Source organism: Acinetobacter sp. YH12142, assembly GCF_013418435.1.
GTDB classification, from domain to species: Bacteria; Pseudomonadota; Gammaproteobacteria; order Pseudomonadales; family Moraxellaceae; genus Acinetobacter; species Acinetobacter amyesii.
This window is the reverse complement of the sequence record NZ_VPCB01000007.1, coordinates 26,254-46,145: the sequence shown is the minus strand read 5'-3', so window position 1 is coordinate 46,145 and position 19,892 is coordinate 26,254. Positions and strand designations below refer to the sequence as shown.

Here is a 19,892-nt window from a genome sequence, read left to right as displayed (position 1 = left end):
AAGGTCGATTATTGAATCACACCACAGGCAATACGGTCACCGCCACCGCCTAGAGGTTTAGGGTCGTCAGAGTAATTATCACCACCGGCATGGACCATGATGGCTAAGCCTTGTACATCCGCCAATTTCAAACGCGGTGCAATTAAATTCACTTTTGCTGTGCCATCGGTTTGAACTTGAAGGATCGGTAAGTCACCCATGTGACCGGTTAACGGTGTACCGTGGTGAGGTGCCGCTTTAGGGTTAAAGTGACCACCCGCAGCGAGTGCAGCACCCGCTTTTCCATCTTTTTCAGCAGGGGCACAAGAACCTTTTTCATGAATATGGAAACCGTGTGGACCCGGAGGAAGCTGGGTTAAATTGGTATGAATAACCAAGCCAGCAGGGCTATCAACCATGTTAATTTGACCGATGCTTTGACCAATACCTTGAGCAGTCACGGCATTGACCGTCACGGTTTTTGCATTCAGACCTGTTGAAGTCGAGGTACTCGCACAGCCTGTAAACATCAGGGCACTGACCGCAGCAAGCGCGCCGAATTTAAATAGTGAAGACATGTTTGGCATCCTGTCTGTTTTTATGGAGTCTCAACCATTGAAACAGATGCGGATACAGGATGACAGATAATTTAAGTATTTGATTGTAATATTTGTTTAATGAATTCAAGCCTGAATTAAGGTTGTTCAGGCTTATCATCCATATTGTCTAAGTTATGTGCCAATGTTGCTTTGGGCATCATGACGGGTTCAATTTGGGTTTCATGCAACCATTCACGCCAAATCGCCAAGAGTACCGCCAAGATCACTGGACCGATAAATAAACCGACAAGACCGAAACTGGCGATCCCACCCAAAACACCAAACATGATTAATAAGAATGGAATCTGCGTTGCCCCTGAAATTACTAAAGGACGAATCACGTTATCGGCCGTACTCACGATACAAACACCCCAAGCCATGACGCCAATGGCTTCAATGGTTTGACCTTGTGAAAATAACCACAACGATACAGCGGTATATGAAATCGGTGGGCCAAAAGGAATCAGTGCCAACATGAAGGTAATGATGGTTAATAACATTGGGTTAGGCACATCGGCGACAAAATAGCTAACACCGGCAAGTAAAGCTTGGGCAATGGCGGTAAGACCGATGCCATACACTACGGCACGTGTAGTATCCGAAATAGTGGCAAGATAATGATGAATACGTGGCCCGATCACCATTTCGAGGGCTTTACTGACCTGACTTAAAATGGTTTGACCATCACGATAGAAGAAAAATAAAGACATCACGGCAAAACACAGCTTAAAGATATTTTTACTGACTTCGCCGACCAGAACTTTACCGTAGTTCAAATGCCCCTGAATCCAAATTTGTACCGATTGAATAATACTGTTTGGATCATTGTTCAGTTCATGCAGGGTACGACTGACTTCTTTACCAATAAACGGCAGTTGGCGAATAAAATCAGGCACATTGACATGACCAGAGAAAACTTGCTTTTGTAATTCAAAATACAAGTTACGGCCTTCATGTTGTAACAAGAAGATTGCAAAAATCACCGGCAGACCCACCACGAGTACCACCAGTAAGATCATCAGCGCCGCACTTAGATTTGCACGATTGCCACAAAAACGATGTACTGATTGATACAGCGGCCATGTCATATAAGCAATAATCGCAGCCCAAACGACGGGCACAATAAAGTATTTGAGTACGCTAAAGCTCAAAAAAATCAGGATAAAAAATAATCCGAACAATAAGACTTTTTGTAATGTAGGTGCGAACGTTGGCAATGCGTGCTCTGATTTTTTCATCATGTTGTGTTCAATCTTAACCGAAAAAAAAGCTCCCGAAAACGAGAGCTTGTTAACTTATGGTGAATATCTTTCAGGCTAGATCCTTGCAAGATTGGCCTTTATATCAGCGAAATGTGGAATGATGGGTTAAAACCACTCGGCTTCGTCTTCAATAATGGCATTGAGCACAGGTTGCCATTGTTGTTGCATACCGAGGTACAATTTTTGCGTTTTGTCAAAAACTGAAAGACCTTGCATGGCAAGTTGACCATAAGCGGTACGTTCAGAAATCCAAGCAACGGGCTGTTGTTCAACTTTATTGAAAAAATCTTGAATTTCTTTGGAATGAGCAGAATTGGGTTTAACACGATTGGCCAGTAATAAGATTTGGACTTTACCTTTACGAATCCGTTTAATTTCTTGCAAATGCTTTAAAAAACGACGGGTCGAGTCGATGTCAAAGAAAGATGGTTGTAGCGGGGTAATGATGGCATGGGCTTCACTGACCAACTGATCTGCATGTTCACCCGATAACGCACCCGGTGCATCGATAATTAGATATTCAATCCCTTTTGGTACATCACCAATCGACTTTTCATGACGCCAATCTAGGCTCTGAATCAGGGCGGCAGTCTCTGGGCGCTGTTTGAGCCATTGACGTGCAGACTTTTGATTGTCAGCATCTGCCAAGGCCACTTTATAACCTTTTTGCGCAAGTGCAGAGGCTAAACTGATTGCTGTGATGGTTTTGCCACAACCACCTTTTTGATTGGCAATTAATATCGTTTTCATCGACCTAAATAGATTTTATTCTGCTCATCCCTAGCATATCATTGTTTAATGCGGGGAATATGACAAAGAACCAAAGTCTAAGTTTTTTCTATACGCCTCGCTGTAATATATTAAAAAGATTAGGAATTTTAAATGTCTGTCTGGATGGCCATGCTCATTGGCGCGTGTATTGGGATTGTACTGACCACCTTAATTTTAAGTGGCAGTCGCAATGGAAGGATTAAGGCAGAATACGAGCAATATATTGCAGAACTAGAATTGGAACATCAGCAGGCCTTGGCCCATGCACAAAAACGCAGTGTAAATACCAGTCGTGCTGTTTTAAAAGGCAAAATGGCCGAACAAATGGCGCCGATCATGCCTGAATTTCAGTATCTACCTAGCGATGCAAAGTTTCTCGGTGACCCGATCGATTATGTGGTTTTTGATGGCTACACTGACTTTCGTGATGGCGATGGACTCGCTGAAGACATCGAAGTGGTGCTGATTGATATTAAAAGTGGTGGGGCACGTTTGACCAAAGGGCAACAAGCGATTGCTCAAGCCATTGCCGAAGGGCGAGTACGTTTTGAAACCATCCGAATTGATTTTGAGCATATTTAAGCTCGCGTGACTCAGCCTCAGAACCGTCGAAAAGTAATAAGGACAGAATATCCACATGGAAAAACTCTTAGCGACTGCAGCCGTTTTTGCGCTCATGCTGTGGATATGGTCTGAATATTTTCGTGCCATTCCACATTTAGAGCAGACTGGTGTGCTGAAAAATTTTCAGGTCACAGCGACTCAGGCATTTTCCGGTGAATATTTGCTGTTGGATAAACGCTACTACAGTGCCAGTAGTCGTACATTACATCCGGCAGCACCGACCGTGGTGGGTGGCTTTCAAGACTTGGCCTATGTTAGCAATATTGATCTGCTACTGAGTTCAGGCGCAAATGATTTCCAGTCTTTAAAATATCATCTTGAATGGTCGCAGCAGAACCGCTGTTTTAACGTACAAGCGAAAGACTTGCCCTCGACACAAATTGAACAGCTCAAGTCCGAATTGCAAAATGTCAGTGTGATTGCTCAATCCGAAGACGTCGCAAATCGTATTCGCCGTTTAAAATCAGGGGATCGTGTGGAGATTTTGGGTGAATGGGTGGATGTGCATTCCACCAAAACAGGGAAGTCGTATAGCACCTTTAATGTGTTGAATAAAAAGCCCTGTCATATCCTAAAAATTAATGCCATTCGATTAATCAAAGACTAGGTATTTTTATTTAGATTTGATTGTGCTTAAACATGGCCTTGGACGCTTTAACTCAACTTCCGTGCGCGGGCGAGCAACATGCGCTGACCAATTTTTGGAATGCCTTCAGCATCAAAATACTGCGTTTCAAAACATTCAAACTGGGCATCTTCAAGCAACTTTTGCATATGACGATCCAGATGACAGCCATCCGCGACTTTCTTTTGAATGGGCGTCAGTAGGTGTTGTAACTGCTTAATTTTCCCATTTTCATTGTGTTGTACATGCTCAACCAAATGAAATGTCCCTGTTGGTTTAAGGACGCGGTAGATTTCTTCAAGCGCAGTTTCAATATCGGCAATGCTGCATAAGGTCCATGTACTCACGACATGATCTAGACTTTCATCTGCAAAGGGTAATTTTTCAGCACCGGCTAAAATATGCTGTACCTCAAAGGGCGCGGCATGTACACGTTCAGCAGCTAAATGAAAAATATCGGGATTGGGCTCAAGGGCAAAAACCGTATCGACATTTTGATAAAACGCTAAATTCAAACCTGTACCAAAGCCAATTTCGAGTACTTCACCAGATACGGCTAACAGGAGTTCGCGTCGTTTATCCATCAAGCTTGGTACTTGCATGACTTGATTTAAAAGATGCGGAAAAATGTGTTGTTGATAAAATTTATAAATCATAGCGAGTATTGTTGTTGGCTTTTTTTAAAGTGTAAATCATGTCTTTTTAATTTTAAATCATGTGGTAGGGCGTGGATATGGACCAATTGACTGAATAACAGCATTTTGTTACCAAGTTCATAAGGTTTATGCAGACTGTGTGCGTAATATAGAGTTACAACTAGTGAAAACGACATTCATCACGCTCAACCTACGGGATTTTAAGCTCATGTTCAGGTTGGGGCATTATGTATAGATGAAGTCGGCTCAATTGCAGAATTAAAATTGAGTAATGTGAAGTATTACAGGGTAAGAGGATAACGCGATGATCAAGCGAATTGCATTAAGTACTGTGCTTGCAGGCTTTTTATTGAATGTCGGTGTCCAAGCGTCTTCAGATTATAATATTGCCAAAGGCTTAGCACCTGTTGCCAAAGGCCAGTCAATTTCTACCTTGAAAGAATTTAAAGGTGATTTCCGAATTTTAGGTTCAAAAACCTATCAAACAGATAAACAAGCAAAATTTTCTCCGATCGATTATGCGGTCAGTTGGGGTTTATTTGCAGAGCCAGAAATAGCTCGTACGATTTCAGTCAATCAATATGACCGTTTCTTAAATTGGAAAATGGATCGCGTTCCTGTACCGCAAAAGCAAGCCATGATGATGGTGTCGAATATGCACATCATTCCTGCAAACCCGCAAATTGCGAAACAAATTACTCAAGTAAAACGTGGTGATCTTGTGCGTTTAAAAGGGGATTTGGTTGAGGTGAAAGACAAAGATTTGGTTTGGACTTCATCTTTGACCCCAACAGATACGGGTGATGGGGCTTGTGAGGTTTTTCGTGTCAGTTCGATTCAGTGGATTGAAAAAGTTAAAGGCTAAACTTCGATTGCATCGAGATCGTATTTGAAATCGGTGTGCATTAGATTCAAGGTAAAATAATTTGATGATGAAAATGACGATAAAGAAAAAGTTTATTTTGAGTCTAATGATGGCGAGTAGTTTGGCGCTTGGTGGATGTACCAGTATGAGTTCAACTGTAGATGGGAAAACCCATGTATTTACTGAACAGCAAAGTTGTCCGACCTTGCTTGAGATGGATCGTGGACAGACTTTGGAAGTGCTGTTAAACGAAAATCCAAGTACTGGGTATGTATGGTCTTTGGCTGAGCAACCGAAACTTTTTAAAGTTGAAGAAGTGTTTCAGTCAGCTCAACAACAAGCTGCTGCGGATACGACACCAGTGCTTGGTGCCGGTGGTCAAAAAACTTATCGTTTTACCGCAACGACTGCGGGTGAAGAATTACTACATTTGAAGCATGCACGAGCTTGGGAAAAAACCGCGATGGCTGAATGGACTTGCAGAGTTCGAGTGTCTTGATTTGAACTGATGACCAACGATAAAAAAAGCCAGTATTTGTACTGGCTTTTTTATTGCAGACGAACTGATTTAGAACGTCTACCTAGGCATTATTTCGCGCTGAGCGCTTGACCGTCAAATTGAATACCTTCCCAACCATTTTGCATAAATTGGCGAATGTTTTGGTGGTCAGTTGCGTCTGGTGTTGCCAATACAGCAGCATAATGTTCAGCAAAAAGACTTAAGGTTTCAGCTTGGTTTAGACCATTCAATTGGGCAAAAGAAAATACTTTGGCACTGCCTTGGTTTTCAGTTGCTGCATTGGCTTGTTTGCCATTGGTAAAAGCGGTTGCTGTGTGGTTATAACGCGCTTCAATAAATGCAATCACATCTGAAAATTTCGCAGTCCCTGCTTGAAGTTGATCTAATAATTCCTGAGCCATAATGTCCTCTTTCAATAAAAAATACCGCAAAGTGTTGCAGACTATAGCAAGCTTTGGCCCAAACATTTAACACTATTTGCGTAAATTAAATGCGTGTATATTGAAGGGCGACCTTAGGCAGTCTGTTGCCTAAATTGTAGATACCAATGATGTTGAAGTAGGACAACTATGAACTGGCTTTTGGTCGCATGTGGCGGCGCAATTGGGGCAACACTTCGCTATGCAGCAGGACTGTTATTGGCCAAGCCAACCGTGCTCTTTCCATGGGCAACATGGTGGGTGAATATTTTAGGTTGCTTTTGTGCAGGTGTGTTTTTTGCATTTAGCCAAAAATATCCCGTTCTACAAAATGAAGCACGCTTATTGCTTATGGTTGGGATCTTAGGTGGCTTTACCACATTTTCAAGTTTCGGCTTAGAAACCTTCCAACTGCTTAGACAAGGGCAAAGTGGGCTGGCATTTAGTTATGCCATTTCCAGTGTGGTGATTGGCGTCATCGTATTGGGACTGGGATATTACTTATTTCAGTCGATTTTAAAAATAGATGTTTAAAACAACGCTTGAAATCCACAAAATTTCAGACATAAAAAAAAGAAGCTCAGGCTGGAGGAGGGGAACCCTGAACTTCTTTAATGTTTTAATTTTAAAAGAAAAAACTTAATCTAAACTGAACTTATTGTGAGCGTTTGAAACGCGCAAAGCGTTTATTAAAGTTCGCAATACGTCCTTCATTATTTACTTGACGTTGTTCACCTGTATAAAAAGGATGTGATGCACTTGAAATATCGAGTGTCACATAGGGATAAGTTTTGCCTTCAAACTCTTTGGTTTGATTGGTGCTTAAGGTACTGCCAATGACAAAAAAGGTATTGGCATTGGTGTCATGAAAGAGCACTTCACGGTATTCGGGATGGATGTTGGCACGCATTCTTCTGTTCCTTAAATTTATTGATTAAAGAAATGTTATAACATAACAATTAAAAATGCAAATATTGCCCGAAATTCATCGGGCAATCATCAGCGCTTTACGCTCCCTTAAGCGCTAGGTGGGACCAACTCATCAAAGAGATCATTGAGATTGTCATTCACTTTCAAATGAATCAAATTCCAATAATGTCCTGAAACAGTCCGGTTCACCATCAGTGTGTCTGGCGACGGTTTAAACACATCCCAATATTTAAGAGAAGGCTTAATTAATTCTACCCCGTCATGGTGCGCGGAGTTTTCAGCAAAGTCATATTGTGTGGTCAGCGGACGCATCAGCACTTCCAGCCATTGTTCATACAACTCCGCAGGGAATTTACCGAGTTCATTGAGTGAATGTAAGGCATCGAGTTGCTGTTCCATCAGTGGAATATCGTGCTTGCGTGCAGCATTGATCAATTGCTTAAAGTGCGACACGATTTCAGGAGACAGGGTTTTCACACCGCCGTAGTCATATACGATGACTGAACCATCTTCACGAAAGGCGAAGTTGCCCGGATGTGGGTCACAGTGGAAACGTTTAAGGAAGAAAATTTCACGGCCAATGGCACGGAATAACCGTCTTCCCAAGGCATTTCGTGTTTCTTGTGACCATGTGCTGGCAGTTTCTATACTGTCGCCAAGCTCTAGACTTAGAGTCAAAATATGACGTGAAGAATAATCCTTATAGACCTGTGGAATAATGATTTTGTCATCCAGCGCACTATGAAACGCACGCGCAACATCTAAGTTTTGTGCTTCAATTTCATAGTTTAGTTCATTATCCAAACTGTCCTGAATTTCACGAAATAGCTTGTCTTGTAACTTCCGATCAATTTTCAATACGCCCATCAGACGAAGTGCAAGCCGAACTTGTTTTAAGTCACTGTCACAGGCTTCTTCGACACCCGGATATTGGACTTTCACTACAACCTGCTGACCATTAGGTAACACGGCTTTATGCACCTGCCCAATGGATGCAGCGGCAAAAGGTTGTTCTTCAAAACTTTTAAAAATTTGCGCGAGGGGTTTGCCGAGTTCTTGTTCTACTTGGGCCTTAATTTCAGCAAAAGGCATGGCTGGCGCTTGGCGTTGTAATTTACTAATGGCTTTTGCGACTTCAGGTGGAAAAATGTCTTTGTACTGCGAGGCAATTTGTCCGACTTTCATCACCGCACCTTTCATTTCACCCAAAGTGTCTGCAATTTGCAGACCGATGTCCTGAAAAAGTTTACTGCGAGATGCATTTTTCTGTTCTTCATCGGCAGTGATATTGCGGATGGAATTGGAAACGGTTTTAGTAGCAATGCTTGCCGTCATACTGGCAAGTTTCATAAAGCGACGACCCGGTGTGCTAGCCGTTTTTGCCATGTGATGTTCCTCAAGATCATCATTTATTATCTAATACCGATCATAGGCGACAAAACACAAACTGCCTACTTTAAATTGTTAAGACTTTATTTCCATTGATAAAATGATGGGCAAAAATGTAAATACTGAAAATAATTCAGGCAAATTTAAGCCACGTGCTGAATGGTTTAAAATATCGCGTCGCTAGAAGAGAACTGAACGATGAAAGTGTATCGCTATTTAACCGGTAAAGATGATGTCAATTTCTGTGCCCGTGTGACCAAAGCTTTAAATGAAGGCTATGAATTGTATGGATCACCGACCATGAGTTTTAATGGGACAGATGTGATTGTCGGGCAGGCGATCGTGAAAGACGTAGAGGACGACAGCCAAGTGCCACAAGGTTTAAAAAATGCCATCGAGGCGCTTAATTAGTTGGCTTTTGCTGCTTCGCTAGATTCAGTTTTTTCCAGTTCTAAATGTGGACCGAGATATTTACTGCATTGGTTATGGTGTAAATTTTCATTCAATGTGATGAGGTTTTGCGTCACGATAAAATCCTGATCGTCCGCAGAGGCAAACTTTTGATTGGCCTTGATGAAGTCCTGATAGGTATACGCCATACCAGACTGCTGACAACTTAATTTTAAACGTGCGGTATATGAGTCTGCTTGTTGTTCATGATAAAAGCGAAAGGCTGTCCAAAGTGCTTGATTGATGTAATCAAATTCGGGTTGTGATTGGACTTTGATGGGTGCGTGATACAAAGGAAATTCATGTCGGTTGATCGTTTGTTCAGCCTGTAGTGACATGGAAAAGCCTAAGCTCAGACAGAGACTGATCGAGCGAAATACATGGGACATGTTTATTTTCCTCTTCTTCGTGCTTTTTATTTATGGTGTTGCTATGCAGTGAGTTAATTTGAATTAATCTTCTGCATAGCGTAGCCGTATTTTTAAATAACTTTTTATATGATATTTTAGGGCTTATCCCGCTTGTGCTAAACGTTTATTCATCATAAATAAACGTGTAAGTAGCAGTATACATGCGACAGTCAGACCCACAATTAGGCCAATCCAAACGCCTGCAGCACCAGTCGTGGTGAAGCGTGCAAGATAGATTCCCACAGGGAAGGCAATGATCCAATACGCGATCATGGTGATCCACATTGGTCCTTTGGTGTCTTGCATACCGCGTAAGCACCCTGCGGCACTGACTTGCCATGCGTCCATCAACTGATAGGCAATCGCGAACAAGACCAAATACACGGCAAGCTGAGTTACATCATAGTCATTAGTATACAGTGACACAATTTCATTACGTAAAAGCCAAAGCAACAGCATAGTAATCAGGGCAAATACCGTTCCTGTCAACATCCCAACTTTTTGGACTTTTCGCATCGCTAGCCAGTTCTTTTCCCCATAATAGGTACCAACTCGAATGGTCAGCGCAATCGCCAGTGACATGGGAATCATAAACAATTGCGAGGTAATCGAAATGGCGACTTGATGCGCTGCAATGGTAACTTCGCCTAAGGGACTCAAAACAATAGCGGCTGTACTAAAAATACTGACTTCAAAGAAAATGGCCAGGCCAATGGGAAAGCCAAGTTTTAAGATACGTTTGATCCATTCACTGTTCATTTTTTCAAAAGCAGCGAAAGGTTGGGTTTTTTGATAGGCCGATCCTTTGAAAACGTACATCGCCAAAGCAAAGAACATTAACCATTGCAAAATCGCGGTGGCAAATCCACATCCAGCAGAACCCAGTTCAGGGACTGGGCCTAAACCATACATAAAAATAAAGTTCAGTGGAATTAACACCAATAAGGCCAGCAGACTCAGCACAGTGACTGGACGTGGATGCCCCAATGCTTCTGAGTAACCACGTAAAGCTGCGTACATGGTGACAGCAGGCATACCTAAACTAATGGCGTGTAAGAATAAGCTCGCCTTCGGAAGTAATACTTCAGGGACACCCAATAACGGTAAAAGCAGCGGCATAGCTTGTAAGACTAATGCGGCAATGATCCCTAAAAATAATGCAACCCACAAAGACTGACGGGCGATGGTGGCAATTTTTTCAGGCGTCCGAGCACCATTGGCTTCGGCCACCAATGGGGTGGTGGCAATCATAATGCCGCTGAACAGCAGCATGACTGGTATCCATAAGCCGACCCCGACCGCAATGGCTGCAAGGTCATTAGCGGACATGTGTCCAGCCATGATGGTATCAATGAGACCAAATCCCGCTTGCGCAAACTGCGTGATCAATATCGGGATCATTAAATGAAACAGTTGTTTTAATTCATACTTGCTGCTTGTTACAGCCGTGACAGTAGACACAGAATGTACTCATTTCTTGTGAGGTGCTTAGGAATGAGGTCTTAGCGTTGGAAAGTGAGAAGCACACCAATAAAAATCACCACGCCACCCAATAAGCGTTGCCAGTTAATCGGGGTTTTTTCAGTGCCGAGCAAGCCAAAATGGTCAATTACCATCGACATTAAGATCTGTCCAAAAATAATCAGACCGGAGAGGGATAAAAAACCCAGTTTCGGTGCGGTATAAATACTGATACTGATGGCATAAACACCCAAACATCCCCCCAGCCATAAATACCAAGGGATTTGAGCAAAACTTGCAAAGTCCGGTTTTTCGGCCGATTGAAAAAACACCATAAAGGCGAGGACTATTGTACCAACCAAAAAAGAAAAAAGGGCAGCTTGCAGCGGTGAATATAAATATTCACGCAATTGGCTGTTGATCGCTGTTTGAATGGTCATGGCGATACCAACACCCATCGCGAGCGGCAGTAAGTACAATAAATGGCTGCTTATTTTCATCTTCTAATCATCTAATTCTTCTTTAATTTTATTAGTCTACTGTATTGTGGATGAGTTTTCATAAGCGCTCTGATGCAGTCATGTTAAAATGCGCTTACTTCTTTTGTTCCTTTTGAGCATTTTCCTTGGCTGAATTAAATCCTGCAGTTGTTCCGTTATCTTTATACATTCACATGCCGTGGTGTGTGCGCAAATGTCCATACTGTGACTTTAATTCGCATGCGGTGCCGAATGGTGAATTGTCTTTAGACTTAGAACAAGAATATTTACAGGCGTTGGTTGAAGACTTTAAAACGCAACTCGATTTTACTCAGGGTCGCTTGATTCATAGTGTATTTATTGGTGGGGGTACACCATCGCTCATTTCATCCAAAGGCTATCAATGGTTATTTGCTCAACTCAAAGCATTAGTGCCATTTGAAGCGGGCTGTGAAATTACCTTAGAAGCCAATCCGGGCACGGTTGAGCACGATCCTTTTGCCGGTTATTTAGAGGCAGGGATCAATCGTTTATCCATTGGGGTGCAAAGTTTTAATACTGAGCAGCTGAAAAAACTGGGGCGGATTCACTCGAATGATGATGCGATTTCTGCCATTCAGCATGCAAAAGAGGCGGGTTTTGAACGGGTAAATGTCGACTTGATGCATGGCCTGCCTGAACAAACCATTGAGCAAGCGCTTTTGGATTTGAAATTGGCTGTGGAAAATGGCGCAACGCATGTGTCGTGGTATCAGTTGACCATTGAACCCAATACGGTTTTCTTCCGCACAAAACCGATTTTACCTGTCGATGATGTGCTTGAAGATATTCAAGAACAGGGCGAAGCCTATTTAACAGCGCAAGGCTTTATCAATTATGAAGTATCTGCATGGCGTAAAGAAAAGCCGTCGGCACATAATTTAAATTATTGGCAGTTTGGCGATTATTTGGCGATTGGCGCAGGCGCACATGGCAAAGTGACCATGCCAGACGGGGTGTATCGTTTCCAAAAAACCCGATTGCCGAAAGACTATTTAGCCAAAGTACCTGCTGAACATCTTCAGTTTAAGCGCATCGAAGCAGCCGACATGCCTTTTGAATTTATGATGAATGCACTTCGTTTAAATCATGGGGTGGAAGCCAAGCTATATAGCGAGCGTACAGGGGAAAGTTTAGAGCCGATTGCCGAGTTATTGAACTCATTACGTGAACGTAAATTGATGGTCAGTGATCCAACACTTTTGTCTTGTACCGAGCAGGGACATATCTTTTTAAATTCAGTATTGGAAGAATTCCTGTAATGAAAGCTATGTCAAACTTGTTTTAAAATTTGAGCGACAAGTAATTTTTCATATTCCGAATGTAATTTGCAGAATGTGTATGAAATTATTCAGTTGATAATTGAATTTACATGGCATAAAGGAACTTCAGAAAATGAAATATATTTTAACTGCGACGTTATTAACTATAGCTTTGGTGGGTTGCACCAATAAAAAAGCACCATCAGAACAAAATGTTGCAACAGAGGCAACGACCGCAACTGCACAAACAAACGATGTTGCAGTATCTCAAGATGAGCAAGTGATTCACTTTACAGGGCCACAAGATCTTAGCCTTGAGTTAAAAACCAAAGATAATTTTGAAACCGCACAATTGACTGATAATTCTGATCGTGTGTATGAATTGAAACGAGGAGTTTCAGGAAGTGGTGTACGACTTGCCAACGACCAAGGTGTTTCAATTCACTTTAAGAACTTTAATGGTGTGAATGAAGGCACTGTTGAGTTGGTAAAAGATAAACCCATAGAGATTAAAGAATTTATTGCTGATAAAGCAAAGTAAATATTAAAAAAGACCGCATGAGCGGTCTTTTTTTAATTTAGCTTAACGATGTTTCGGTGGCATTGGCGGTAATTTATGCTGCGAAACAGGTTTGTGTTGATTGCCTTTAAAAGCTACTGCCTTATGATTTTGTTTGGCAAATTTTGCATGAGCTTGTTGATGCTCTTTTTTCACCATTTGCTGCCCAGCAGGTTTGTGATGTGTTGCTTTAGGCGGTACAGGTTTTTTATCGAAGTGTGCAGCAGGTAGCGGATTTTTATGATCGAATGCAGGCGCTGCCATTGCAGACATTGTCGCAGTTGTTGCAATCAGACCAATCATCAATGAAGACATCAATTTTTTCATGGTTACGCTCTCTATGAATCAATGAAGTCATCATAGGGGGAGGCTGTGGAGAAGATATGAAGTTGTATGAGATACAAATGTAAAGCTAAAATTATGGAGTAAAATTCACTTTAAGTATTTAATATTTATTAAATAAAATTATATTTTGGCGATAAAGTATTCTATTTTGGTTGAAAAATACAACAATATTTCTCCATATAAAGTTCATCGTTATACATTGTTGTTACCTCATGAAGAAATTAAGAATGCTGTTCGTTATCCCGATGAATCAAACTTAAAAGAGTAGACATAAAAAAAGACCACCGAAGCGGTCTTTTTGATCTTTCAGCGATTGAAAAACTTAGTAATCAAAACTGAAGTGTTCAGGAGCCAAAGAAGTCATGGTCTTCGATGGGTTAACCATTGCTTCAGCGTGACCTTGTGAGCGTGGTAATAGACGTTCAAAGTAGAAGTCAGCCACTTTGATTTTTGCTTTATAGAACTCAGGAACTTCTGCACCATTGCCTTCTGCTAATTTTTCAGAAGCTACGGCAGCTTGTTGTGCCCAGAAATAAGCCATCATCACGTAGCCAGAGAACATTAAGAAATCGACAGAAGCAGAAGATACGATGTCACGGTCTTTACGTGCTGCAAGCATGATACGAACCGTTAATGCATTCCACTGTGCGCAAAGCTTCGTTAAGTCCCACGCAAAACGACGCATGTATTTGTTACGTGCATGTTGACCACAGAACTTCAAGATTTCAGCTGTGTAGTCACGAATCACTTTACCTTTAGAGGTCAGCAGAACTTTACGACCAATCAAGTCTAGTGCTTGAACACCGGTTGTGCCTTCGTAGAGAGTAGAGATACGTGAGTCACGAACAATTTGTTCCATGCCCCATTCTTTAATATAACCATGACCTCCGTATACTTGCATACCATGGTTTGCAGCTTCATAACCCATTTCGGTTAAGAAACCTTTGAGAATCGGGGTGTAGAAGCCTAAGTGGTCATCATGTGCTTCAAACGCTGCTGTATCACCGCGGGTTAAAGCATCAGTCATTTTGTCCGCAATTTGAGCTGCATAGTAAATCATTGAACGGCCGCCTTCAGCGATCGCTTTTTGAGTTAAAAGCATACGACGTACGTCTGCATGGTGAATAATCACATCGGCTACTTTTTCAGGATCTTTTTTACCTGAAAGTGCGCGCATAGACATACGTTCTTTGGCATATGGAAGAGCGCCTTGGAATGCCAATTCAGCATGTGCAATACCTTGGATCGCTGTACCAATACGTGCAGTGTTCATGAAGGTGAACATTGCGTGTAGGCCTTTGTGTTTTTCACCGATCAAGTAACCAATCGCATTGTCAAAGTTCAACACAGCTGTTGCTGAAGCACGGATCCCCATTTTGTGTTCAATCGAACCACAAGTCACAGGGTTGCGTTCGCCCACTGAACCGTCTGCATTCACAAGGAATTTTGGAACGATGAACAATGAAATGCCTTTGGTGCCCGCAGGTGCATCTGGAAGACGAGCAAGTACGATATGCACGATGTTATCTGTTAAATCATGCTCACCCGCAGAGATGAAGATTTTTGTACCAGAAATTGCATAGCTACCGTCAGCTTGAGGTTCCGCTTTGGTTTTTACCTGACCTAAGTCGGTACCGCATTGAGGTTCAGTTAAGCACATGGTGCCTGACCAAGTTCCAGCAACAAGGTTCGGTAAATATTGGTTTTTCTGTTCTTCTGAACCAAATTGTAGAATGGTGTTGATACAACCTACGCTGAGACCCGGATACATTTGGAATGACCAGTTTGCTGTACCCATCATTTCAGATTTGATGAGATTCAACGACTGTGGCAAGTTTTGACCGCCAAATTCTTCAGGGAAAGACAGACCTTGCCAGCCACCCTGTACAAATTGGTCATAGGCTTCTTTAAACCCTTTTGGTGTTTTCACATCACCATTTTCAAAATGACAGCCTTCTTCATCACCCGTTTGGTTCAAAGGCGAAAGGATGTTTTCACAAAAATCCGCTGCACCTTCTAAAATCATGTCGACAGTGTCTGCATCAGCAGCTTCACCATTAGACAAAGTTTTGTAATGTGCTGGGTAATCGAGCACTTCATTCATTAAGAAACGAATATCGTGTAAAGGCGCTTTATATGCAGGCATAGTCTTAATCCTAATATCTAAATTTTTTTGGATTATCTGTATTGATGATTTGATTATTCATAATTTCATCAAAAAAACATTGATGAATACGCCCTTAAAAAATGTCAGAAAGGCGAATTGTAATATTTAACCAACATGTGAAAAATAAACTTCTGATAGACTGGGTGTTGATCTTTTGATCATTTTTTTCTTTTAATAAATCATAAAGAACTTAGGTCTTTCGTACAATTATGCGATTAAAATATATAACACTTTGTTTACTGGGTTTGAGCATTACTGGGTGTGCTCAACATGTCATAAAAACCAATTCAACGGAGCAGTCTCTCGGGCAACAAGCCACTCAAGGCTTAAACGCAATGTTTGAAAATGCCAGTTATGACATGAAAGGGCAATTTTCAATTCAAACCGATATTCAGTTCGATGAAAAAAAGCCTGAAACCAAGTCAAAACCTGCAACTAGTACACAGCCAGAGCTGGAACCTAAACTTAAAAAACAACTTGATCAGTTGATTAAAACCCAAAATATTCCATTTAGCCAAAAAGAAAAGAAACAGCTCTATCAAGCCATTGCCAATGAATCGATCCCACCATCAGCGCGCTATAGCGATGAAGAGGATGGCGTTTCTCCGCAATCTAAAATTGCTCAATCACTGCTGAATGTATTGAATGATTTACAGTTTAGCTATAGCGGTTCAGTACATTTTAGAGAAAAACTTGCTGCCTTAACCTTGCAATTGAGTTATCAAAAACCGACCTTGCAGGTGAATGCACAGTTGCCGATGATCATTGATTTTAATCAACATAAATTTTATACCAACTACTTTGCGTTCATGCCGTTTATGGTAAATCGCGAAAGCCAAAGCAGCTTGGCTTATGTGGATTTTTCAAAACATAAAGAGACGATTGCTCAGTACGATTTGAAAAAATTTGCTGACTATTTAAAACAGATGAATGCTTTGCCCTATGTCTTGGCAGAGCCGAATCAAGTGCAAAATATTGCTTTAACACGTGATGAAAAAAATGCAGGGCTGACTAAAAAAATCCGCTATGTGGGTGATCTCGATGCGCTTTACACCCAGCTTGAACTTTTTGATTTTGTGAACGCCAACTATTACACCACGCAAATCAAAGGTCAGCGCAATAGTGACGCCGAGCAAGATGACTCTGTGGACGCTGCTGTGCATCTTAGTGCTTCCGAAGAGGCGATGGCTGCGGCTGAAGCGGCGGGAGGGACTGCAGTAGCGGCAGCAGTTGAGGATGAAGACGATGATGCGGCTTATGCATCTGTAGAACGTGTGAATGAGCTGCTCAATGCGAAAATGCATGGCCTGATGTATCACCAACATGAAACGGAAGAAGAACAAACGTCTTCTGCAGCTGAATCTGCTGAGTACGCGATCGATACTGCAAGTGCATATGCGGAGGCGACCGCGGGTGATGACGAAGAAACCTATAGTTCGGATACTGAAGTAACCGAAGCTTATGCGGCTTCCGAAGAAGATGACGAAACAGCGAATTTATCTGAGGAAGTCTGTCAGGCCTTGATGAACACCAAACAGGTGCCGATTGGTAAAGTCACACTGTGTCAGGATTATCAAGATGTTCGGGTGATACCGCTGCAAACAGATTCTGTACCATCGGCTTCTGCTGCGGACGCATCCAATACAGATTCAGAGATTTCGGATGCTGTTGAGCAGTTAAAACCAGTATTCCAGCAATATCAAAGTGAACAACTTATCGATGTAAAACAATTTCAGCAATTATGGCAAAAGCATCAAGCTGAAATTGCGCAGGTGCTGAATGCACAGGATAAATCATCTTCGAATGTTGTGATGGATGTAGGCTTAGATCACAAAGGCCGCGTCCAAGTAATGGACTATCAATTGGCCTTTAATGAGCCACGTTTAGGTCAATTAAAGCTGAAAAGTAGCAACCAAATCTTGAATTATGGCAATGCGACTAAAATTGATCGCCAAGCCATGAAACAGGCAAAATCCATTGAGGAAGTCAGTAAAGATTCACTCTTTGAAAATATGTTGAAAGGTCTGCTTGCACCAATCACGGGAAATGATCCTCTGCTTGTTGAAGCAGAAACTGCATCGGTCGATGATGTCCGTGCTGCAAATGAAGAAATCGAACTTCCTGAATATCTAAGTATTGTAGCTTTGCAAAGTTATAAGCGCCATCAATCTGAAGTGAAAGCCTATCAAGCGGCATTTGTCGTGGCATTTGCTAACTATCGCGCTCAGTATGTGCGTTATTACTCAGTCAATGATTTGAATGAAATTGCTGAAGTTTATGCATATCGATTTGTTGATGGGTTAAAAGAACCAACAGGCAATGCGCTGAAACGTTTAAATCAATTACGTGATAAGCATGCTTTACATCGCTATCAAGACTTTGATGACTTAGGTTCTTCGGTCAATCATTATGTACAGTCGGGGATTGGTGAGTACAAAGCTCAGGTTGAGTGGAAACAATTGCAAAAAACCTATAAGACTGATCAGGCGATTTTTGCACATTTATATCAACAAAACTTTTTAGCCAGTTATGAACTGGAAGGAACTGAAAAAGCACATTTGGTGAAAGCATCAAAAATCTATGCGCAAGCCTTTGCTGATGATATCAAAGGAAAATTATCAGAAGCGTCATTACAAGGCCTAACAGCAGAACACGAAGAGTTGTTCAGCCAATCGGCTTATTATGAAACCTATAAGGCCATTCAAAAACACAAGAACTAAGTTGGATCAAAAAAAGAACCTCAATCGAGGTTCTTTTTTTAGGTGTTTAGCCTGCTCAGAAAGTGAATTGAGCAAATCATTTTGAATTATAGAAAGTCTTTTAGATCAGGTTTAATGCCATTCCAAATGGAAAAAGATTCAATCGCTTGACCAACCAACATGCCAAAACCTTCTGAGGTCGGAACATGGCGTGCTTTGGCTTGATCCAAAAACGTCGACGGTTTGCCATAGGCCATTTCATAGGCGTGCGTGAATTGTAAAGCTTCAGGCAAAATCAGTGCATCACCCGTTAAGCTGGCCGATGTGGCATTAATCACCAGATCAAATTGACCTGCTAAGTCAGTGAGTGCAATGGCTGCAAGTTCGGCATTCGGTACGGCAGTTTTTAAGTCAGCGACCAATTGTTCAGCACGCGCTAAAGTACGATTGGCAATGACGATTTTTTTGGCCCCAGCTTGTACCAGTGGGTAAATCACGCCACGTGTCGCACCGCCTGCACCAATGATCAATATATCGGTCTGTTCTAAATTCCAATCTAAGGCACGGATGGCATCGACTAGGCCTTGTCCATCGGTATTATCGCCATGGAGTGTGCCATCTTGCATCCATAGTGTATTGACCGCACCTGCAATTTTGGCACGTTCAGTAAGGACGGCACATTGTGCATAGGCTTGTTCTTTAAACGGAACAGTGACATTCATACCGATGCCACCTTCGGCAAAGAAGGATTCGACACTGTGCTGAAAACCATCGAGTGGCGCAAGTCGTTTGCTGTACTGAATGTCGAGGCCTGTTTTTTCAGCGAAGGCATGATGAAGTTCAGGTGAGCGTGATTGTTCAATCGGGTTGCCAATCACGGCAAATTGTTTGCTCATTGCACAGCGTCCATGTAGATGTGAAAGAGCAGACAATATACGCCAAAACCGAGGATGGCTAAAGTTCGGGCAGTCTTAAAATCGTGAAATAAAGGCGGAAAATTAAGGATTACAAATATCTAGGACGCTTTGAATCAAGATGCTCGCTGCACTGATGACTAAACCAATGAGGGCCACGACCATGAAGCCAATAGCCAAATTATCATTCAAAGACGTTTCGGAAAAAATATTGGTACTGATAGCGCTAATCAGCACAACAGCAAAGCTCCAAAACACCAATGCAGTAAGACTGACTGCTTTTTTATTGAGTGTTTGATGTGTCATGTGCGTTGTACTCCGTACAAGAAAATTACAGCCATAAGTTTATTGACACATTGTGCAATGACATAGCTTAAAGCTGTTTAAAAGATGTGTCATTGTTGAGCAATCTGATTACAAAGTAAATGCTTAAAAAATTTATTTATGCATCAAGATATTACATACAAA

General features: G+C 41.8%; 23 protein-coding genes. 9 read left to right on the top strand and 14 right to left on the bottom strand.

From position 1 onward, the window contains the following. Positions 1-8 precede the first annotated feature (8 nt). The 3 genes from sodC to FTU77_RS07045 form a co-directional block, all read right to left on the bottom strand. Positions 9-557: a superoxide dismutase family protein gene (gene sodC, locus FTU77_RS07055; RefSeq protein WP_180021558.1), complete on the bottom strand. Its 549-nt coding sequence runs from the start codon at positions 555-557 to the stop codon at positions 9-11. A 116-nt stretch (positions 558-673) separates the two neighbouring features. Continuing rightward, entirely contained in the window at positions 674-1,795 is a 1,122-nt protein-coding gene (locus tag FTU77_RS07050; protein ID WP_180003496.1) for an AI-2E family transporter, read from the bottom strand. Between the two features lie 150 nt (positions 1,796-1,945). After that, the gene (locus FTU77_RS07045; RefSeq protein ID WP_180055412.1) at positions 1,946-2,590 is read right to left on the bottom strand and encodes a ParA family protein; all 645 of its coding nucleotides are present in this window, start codon (positions 2,588-2,590) and stop codon (positions 1,946-1,948) included. A 132-nt stretch (positions 2,591-2,722) separates the two neighbouring features. Here FTU77_RS07045 and FTU77_RS07040 point away from each other — a divergent pair, with 132 nt between their 5' ends. After that, positions 2,723-3,193: a Holliday junction resolvase-like protein gene (locus FTU77_RS07040; protein ID WP_078192492.1), complete on the top strand. Its 471-nt coding sequence runs from the start codon at positions 2,723-2,725 to the stop codon at positions 3,191-3,193. Positions 3,194-3,248: 55 nt separating this feature from the next. Continuing rightward, entirely contained in the window at positions 3,249-3,842 is a 594-nt protein-coding gene (locus FTU77_RS07035) for a hypothetical protein (protein ID WP_180055411.1), read from the top strand. A gap of 47 nt (positions 3,843-3,889) precedes the next feature. On the opposite strand, the gene FTU77_RS07030 is transcribed toward FTU77_RS07035, so the two are convergent. Then, positions 3,890-4,516: a class I SAM-dependent methyltransferase gene (locus FTU77_RS07030; protein ID WP_180055410.1), complete on the bottom strand. Its 627-nt coding sequence runs from the start codon at positions 4,514-4,516 to the stop codon at positions 3,890-3,892. A 304-nt stretch (positions 4,517-4,820) separates the two neighbouring features. On the opposite strand from FTU77_RS07030, the gene FTU77_RS07025 reads away from it, so the two are divergent. Beyond that, positions 4,821-5,381 carry a hypothetical protein gene (locus FTU77_RS07025; RefSeq protein ID WP_180055409.1) on the top strand — a complete coding sequence of 187 codons (561 nt, stop codon included), beginning with the start codon at positions 4,821-4,823 and terminating at the stop codon, positions 5,379-5,381. Positions 5,382-5,454: 73 nt separating this feature from the next. Further along, the gene (locus FTU77_RS07020) at positions 5,455-5,880 is read left to right on the top strand and encodes a protease inhibitor I42 family protein (protein WP_257223592.1); all 426 of its coding nucleotides are present in this window, start codon (positions 5,455-5,457) and stop codon (positions 5,878-5,880) included. Between the two features lie 89 nt (positions 5,881-5,969). Here FTU77_RS07020 and FTU77_RS07015 read toward each other — a convergent pair whose 3' ends face one another. Next, on the bottom strand, positions 5,970-6,302 hold the full coding sequence (locus tag FTU77_RS07015) for a HopJ type III effector protein (RefSeq protein ID WP_078189323.1): 333 nt from the start codon (positions 6,300-6,302) through the stop codon (positions 5,970-5,972). Between the two features lie 168 nt (positions 6,303-6,470). On the opposite strand from FTU77_RS07015, the gene crcB reads away from it, so the two are divergent. Continuing rightward, positions 6,471-6,854, top strand: a complete 384-nt coding sequence (crcB, locus tag FTU77_RS07010) for a fluoride efflux transporter CrcB (RefSeq protein ID WP_078189322.1) — start codon at positions 6,471-6,473, stop codon at positions 6,852-6,854. 121 nt (positions 6,855-6,975) lie between these two features. On the opposite strand, the gene FTU77_RS07005 is transcribed toward crcB, so the two are convergent. Together FTU77_RS07005 and FTU77_RS07000 are read right to left on the bottom strand one after the other, a co-directional pair. Next, positions 6,976-7,230: a type B 50S ribosomal protein L31 gene (locus FTU77_RS07005; protein ID WP_180021564.1), complete on the bottom strand. Its 255-nt coding sequence runs from the start codon at positions 7,228-7,230 to the stop codon at positions 6,976-6,978. A gap of 107 nt (positions 7,231-7,337) precedes the next feature. Next, positions 7,338-8,636, bottom strand: coding sequence for an AarF/ABC1/UbiB kinase family protein (locus FTU77_RS07000; RefSeq protein WP_180055408.1), 1,299 nt, complete (start codon positions 8,634-8,636; stop codon positions 7,338-7,340). A 201-nt stretch (positions 8,637-8,837) separates the two neighbouring features. Here FTU77_RS07000 and FTU77_RS06995 point away from each other — a divergent pair, with 201 nt between their 5' ends. Next, the gene (locus FTU77_RS06995) at positions 8,838-9,050 is read left to right on the top strand and encodes a DUF1737 domain-containing protein (RefSeq protein ID WP_078189319.1); all 213 of its coding nucleotides are present in this window, start codon (positions 8,838-8,840) and stop codon (positions 9,048-9,050) included. Here the strand turns inward: FTU77_RS06995 and FTU77_RS06990 are convergent. The 3 genes from FTU77_RS06990 to FTU77_RS06980 form a co-directional block, all read right to left on the bottom strand. Further along, the gene (locus FTU77_RS06990) at positions 9,047-9,478 is read right to left on the bottom strand and encodes a hypothetical protein (RefSeq protein ID WP_180026075.1); all 432 of its coding nucleotides are present in this window, start codon (positions 9,476-9,478) and stop codon (positions 9,047-9,049) included. The genes FTU77_RS06995 and FTU77_RS06990 overlap by 4 nt on opposite strands. Before the next feature lie 123 nt (positions 9,479-9,601). Continuing rightward, positions 9,602-10,960 (bottom strand): MATE family efflux transporter, encoded by a 1,359-nt coding sequence (locus FTU77_RS06985; protein WP_306670494.1) that lies wholly within the window; start codon positions 10,958-10,960, stop codon positions 9,602-9,604. Between the two features lie 41 nt (positions 10,961-11,001). Beyond that, the gene (locus FTU77_RS06980; RefSeq protein ID WP_180055407.1) at positions 11,002-11,460 is read right to left on the bottom strand and encodes a DMT family transporter; all 459 of its coding nucleotides are present in this window, start codon (positions 11,458-11,460) and stop codon (positions 11,002-11,004) included. Positions 11,461-11,585: 125 nt separating this feature from the next. Between FTU77_RS06980 and hemW the strand changes: the two genes are divergently transcribed. Continuing rightward, positions 11,586-12,740, top strand: a complete 1,155-nt coding sequence (gene hemW / locus FTU77_RS06975) for a radical SAM family heme chaperone HemW (protein WP_180055406.1) — start codon at positions 11,586-11,588, stop codon at positions 12,738-12,740. 133 nt (positions 12,741-12,873) lie between these two features. Continuing rightward, positions 12,874-13,281 (top strand): hypothetical protein, encoded by a 408-nt coding sequence (locus tag FTU77_RS06970; protein ID WP_180055405.1) that lies wholly within the window; start codon positions 12,874-12,876, stop codon positions 13,279-13,281. A 42-nt stretch (positions 13,282-13,323) separates the two neighbouring features. On the opposite strand, the gene FTU77_RS06965 is transcribed toward FTU77_RS06970, so the two are convergent. Together FTU77_RS06965 and FTU77_RS06960 are read right to left on the bottom strand one after the other, a co-directional pair. Further along, positions 13,324-13,626, bottom strand: a complete 303-nt coding sequence (locus tag FTU77_RS06965; protein WP_180055404.1) for a hypothetical protein — start codon at positions 13,624-13,626, stop codon at positions 13,324-13,326. 340 nt (positions 13,627-13,966) lie between these two features. Then, complete coding sequence (locus FTU77_RS06960; protein WP_180055403.1) at positions 13,967-15,790, bottom strand: acyl-CoA dehydrogenase C-terminal domain-containing protein; 1,824 nt, start codon at positions 15,788-15,790, stop codon at positions 13,967-13,969. 230 nt (positions 15,791-16,020) lie between these two features. On the opposite strand from FTU77_RS06960, the gene FTU77_RS06955 reads away from it, so the two are divergent. Continuing rightward, positions 16,021-18,531, top strand: coding sequence for a hypothetical protein (locus tag FTU77_RS06955; protein ID WP_180055402.1), 2,511 nt, complete (start codon positions 16,021-16,023; stop codon positions 18,529-18,531). Between the two features lie 86 nt (positions 18,532-18,617). Here FTU77_RS06955 and aroE read toward each other — a convergent pair whose 3' ends face one another. Both aroE and FTU77_RS06945 read right to left on the bottom strand, forming a co-directional pair. Then, positions 18,618-19,406 (bottom strand): shikimate dehydrogenase, encoded by a 789-nt coding sequence (aroE, locus tag FTU77_RS06950; protein ID WP_168379097.1) that lies wholly within the window; start codon positions 19,404-19,406, stop codon positions 18,618-18,620. 102 nt (positions 19,407-19,508) lie between these two features. After that, positions 19,509-19,730: a hypothetical protein gene (locus FTU77_RS06945; RefSeq protein WP_078189308.1), complete on the bottom strand. Its 222-nt coding sequence runs from the start codon at positions 19,728-19,730 to the stop codon at positions 19,509-19,511. Positions 19,731-19,892 lie beyond the last annotated feature (162 nt).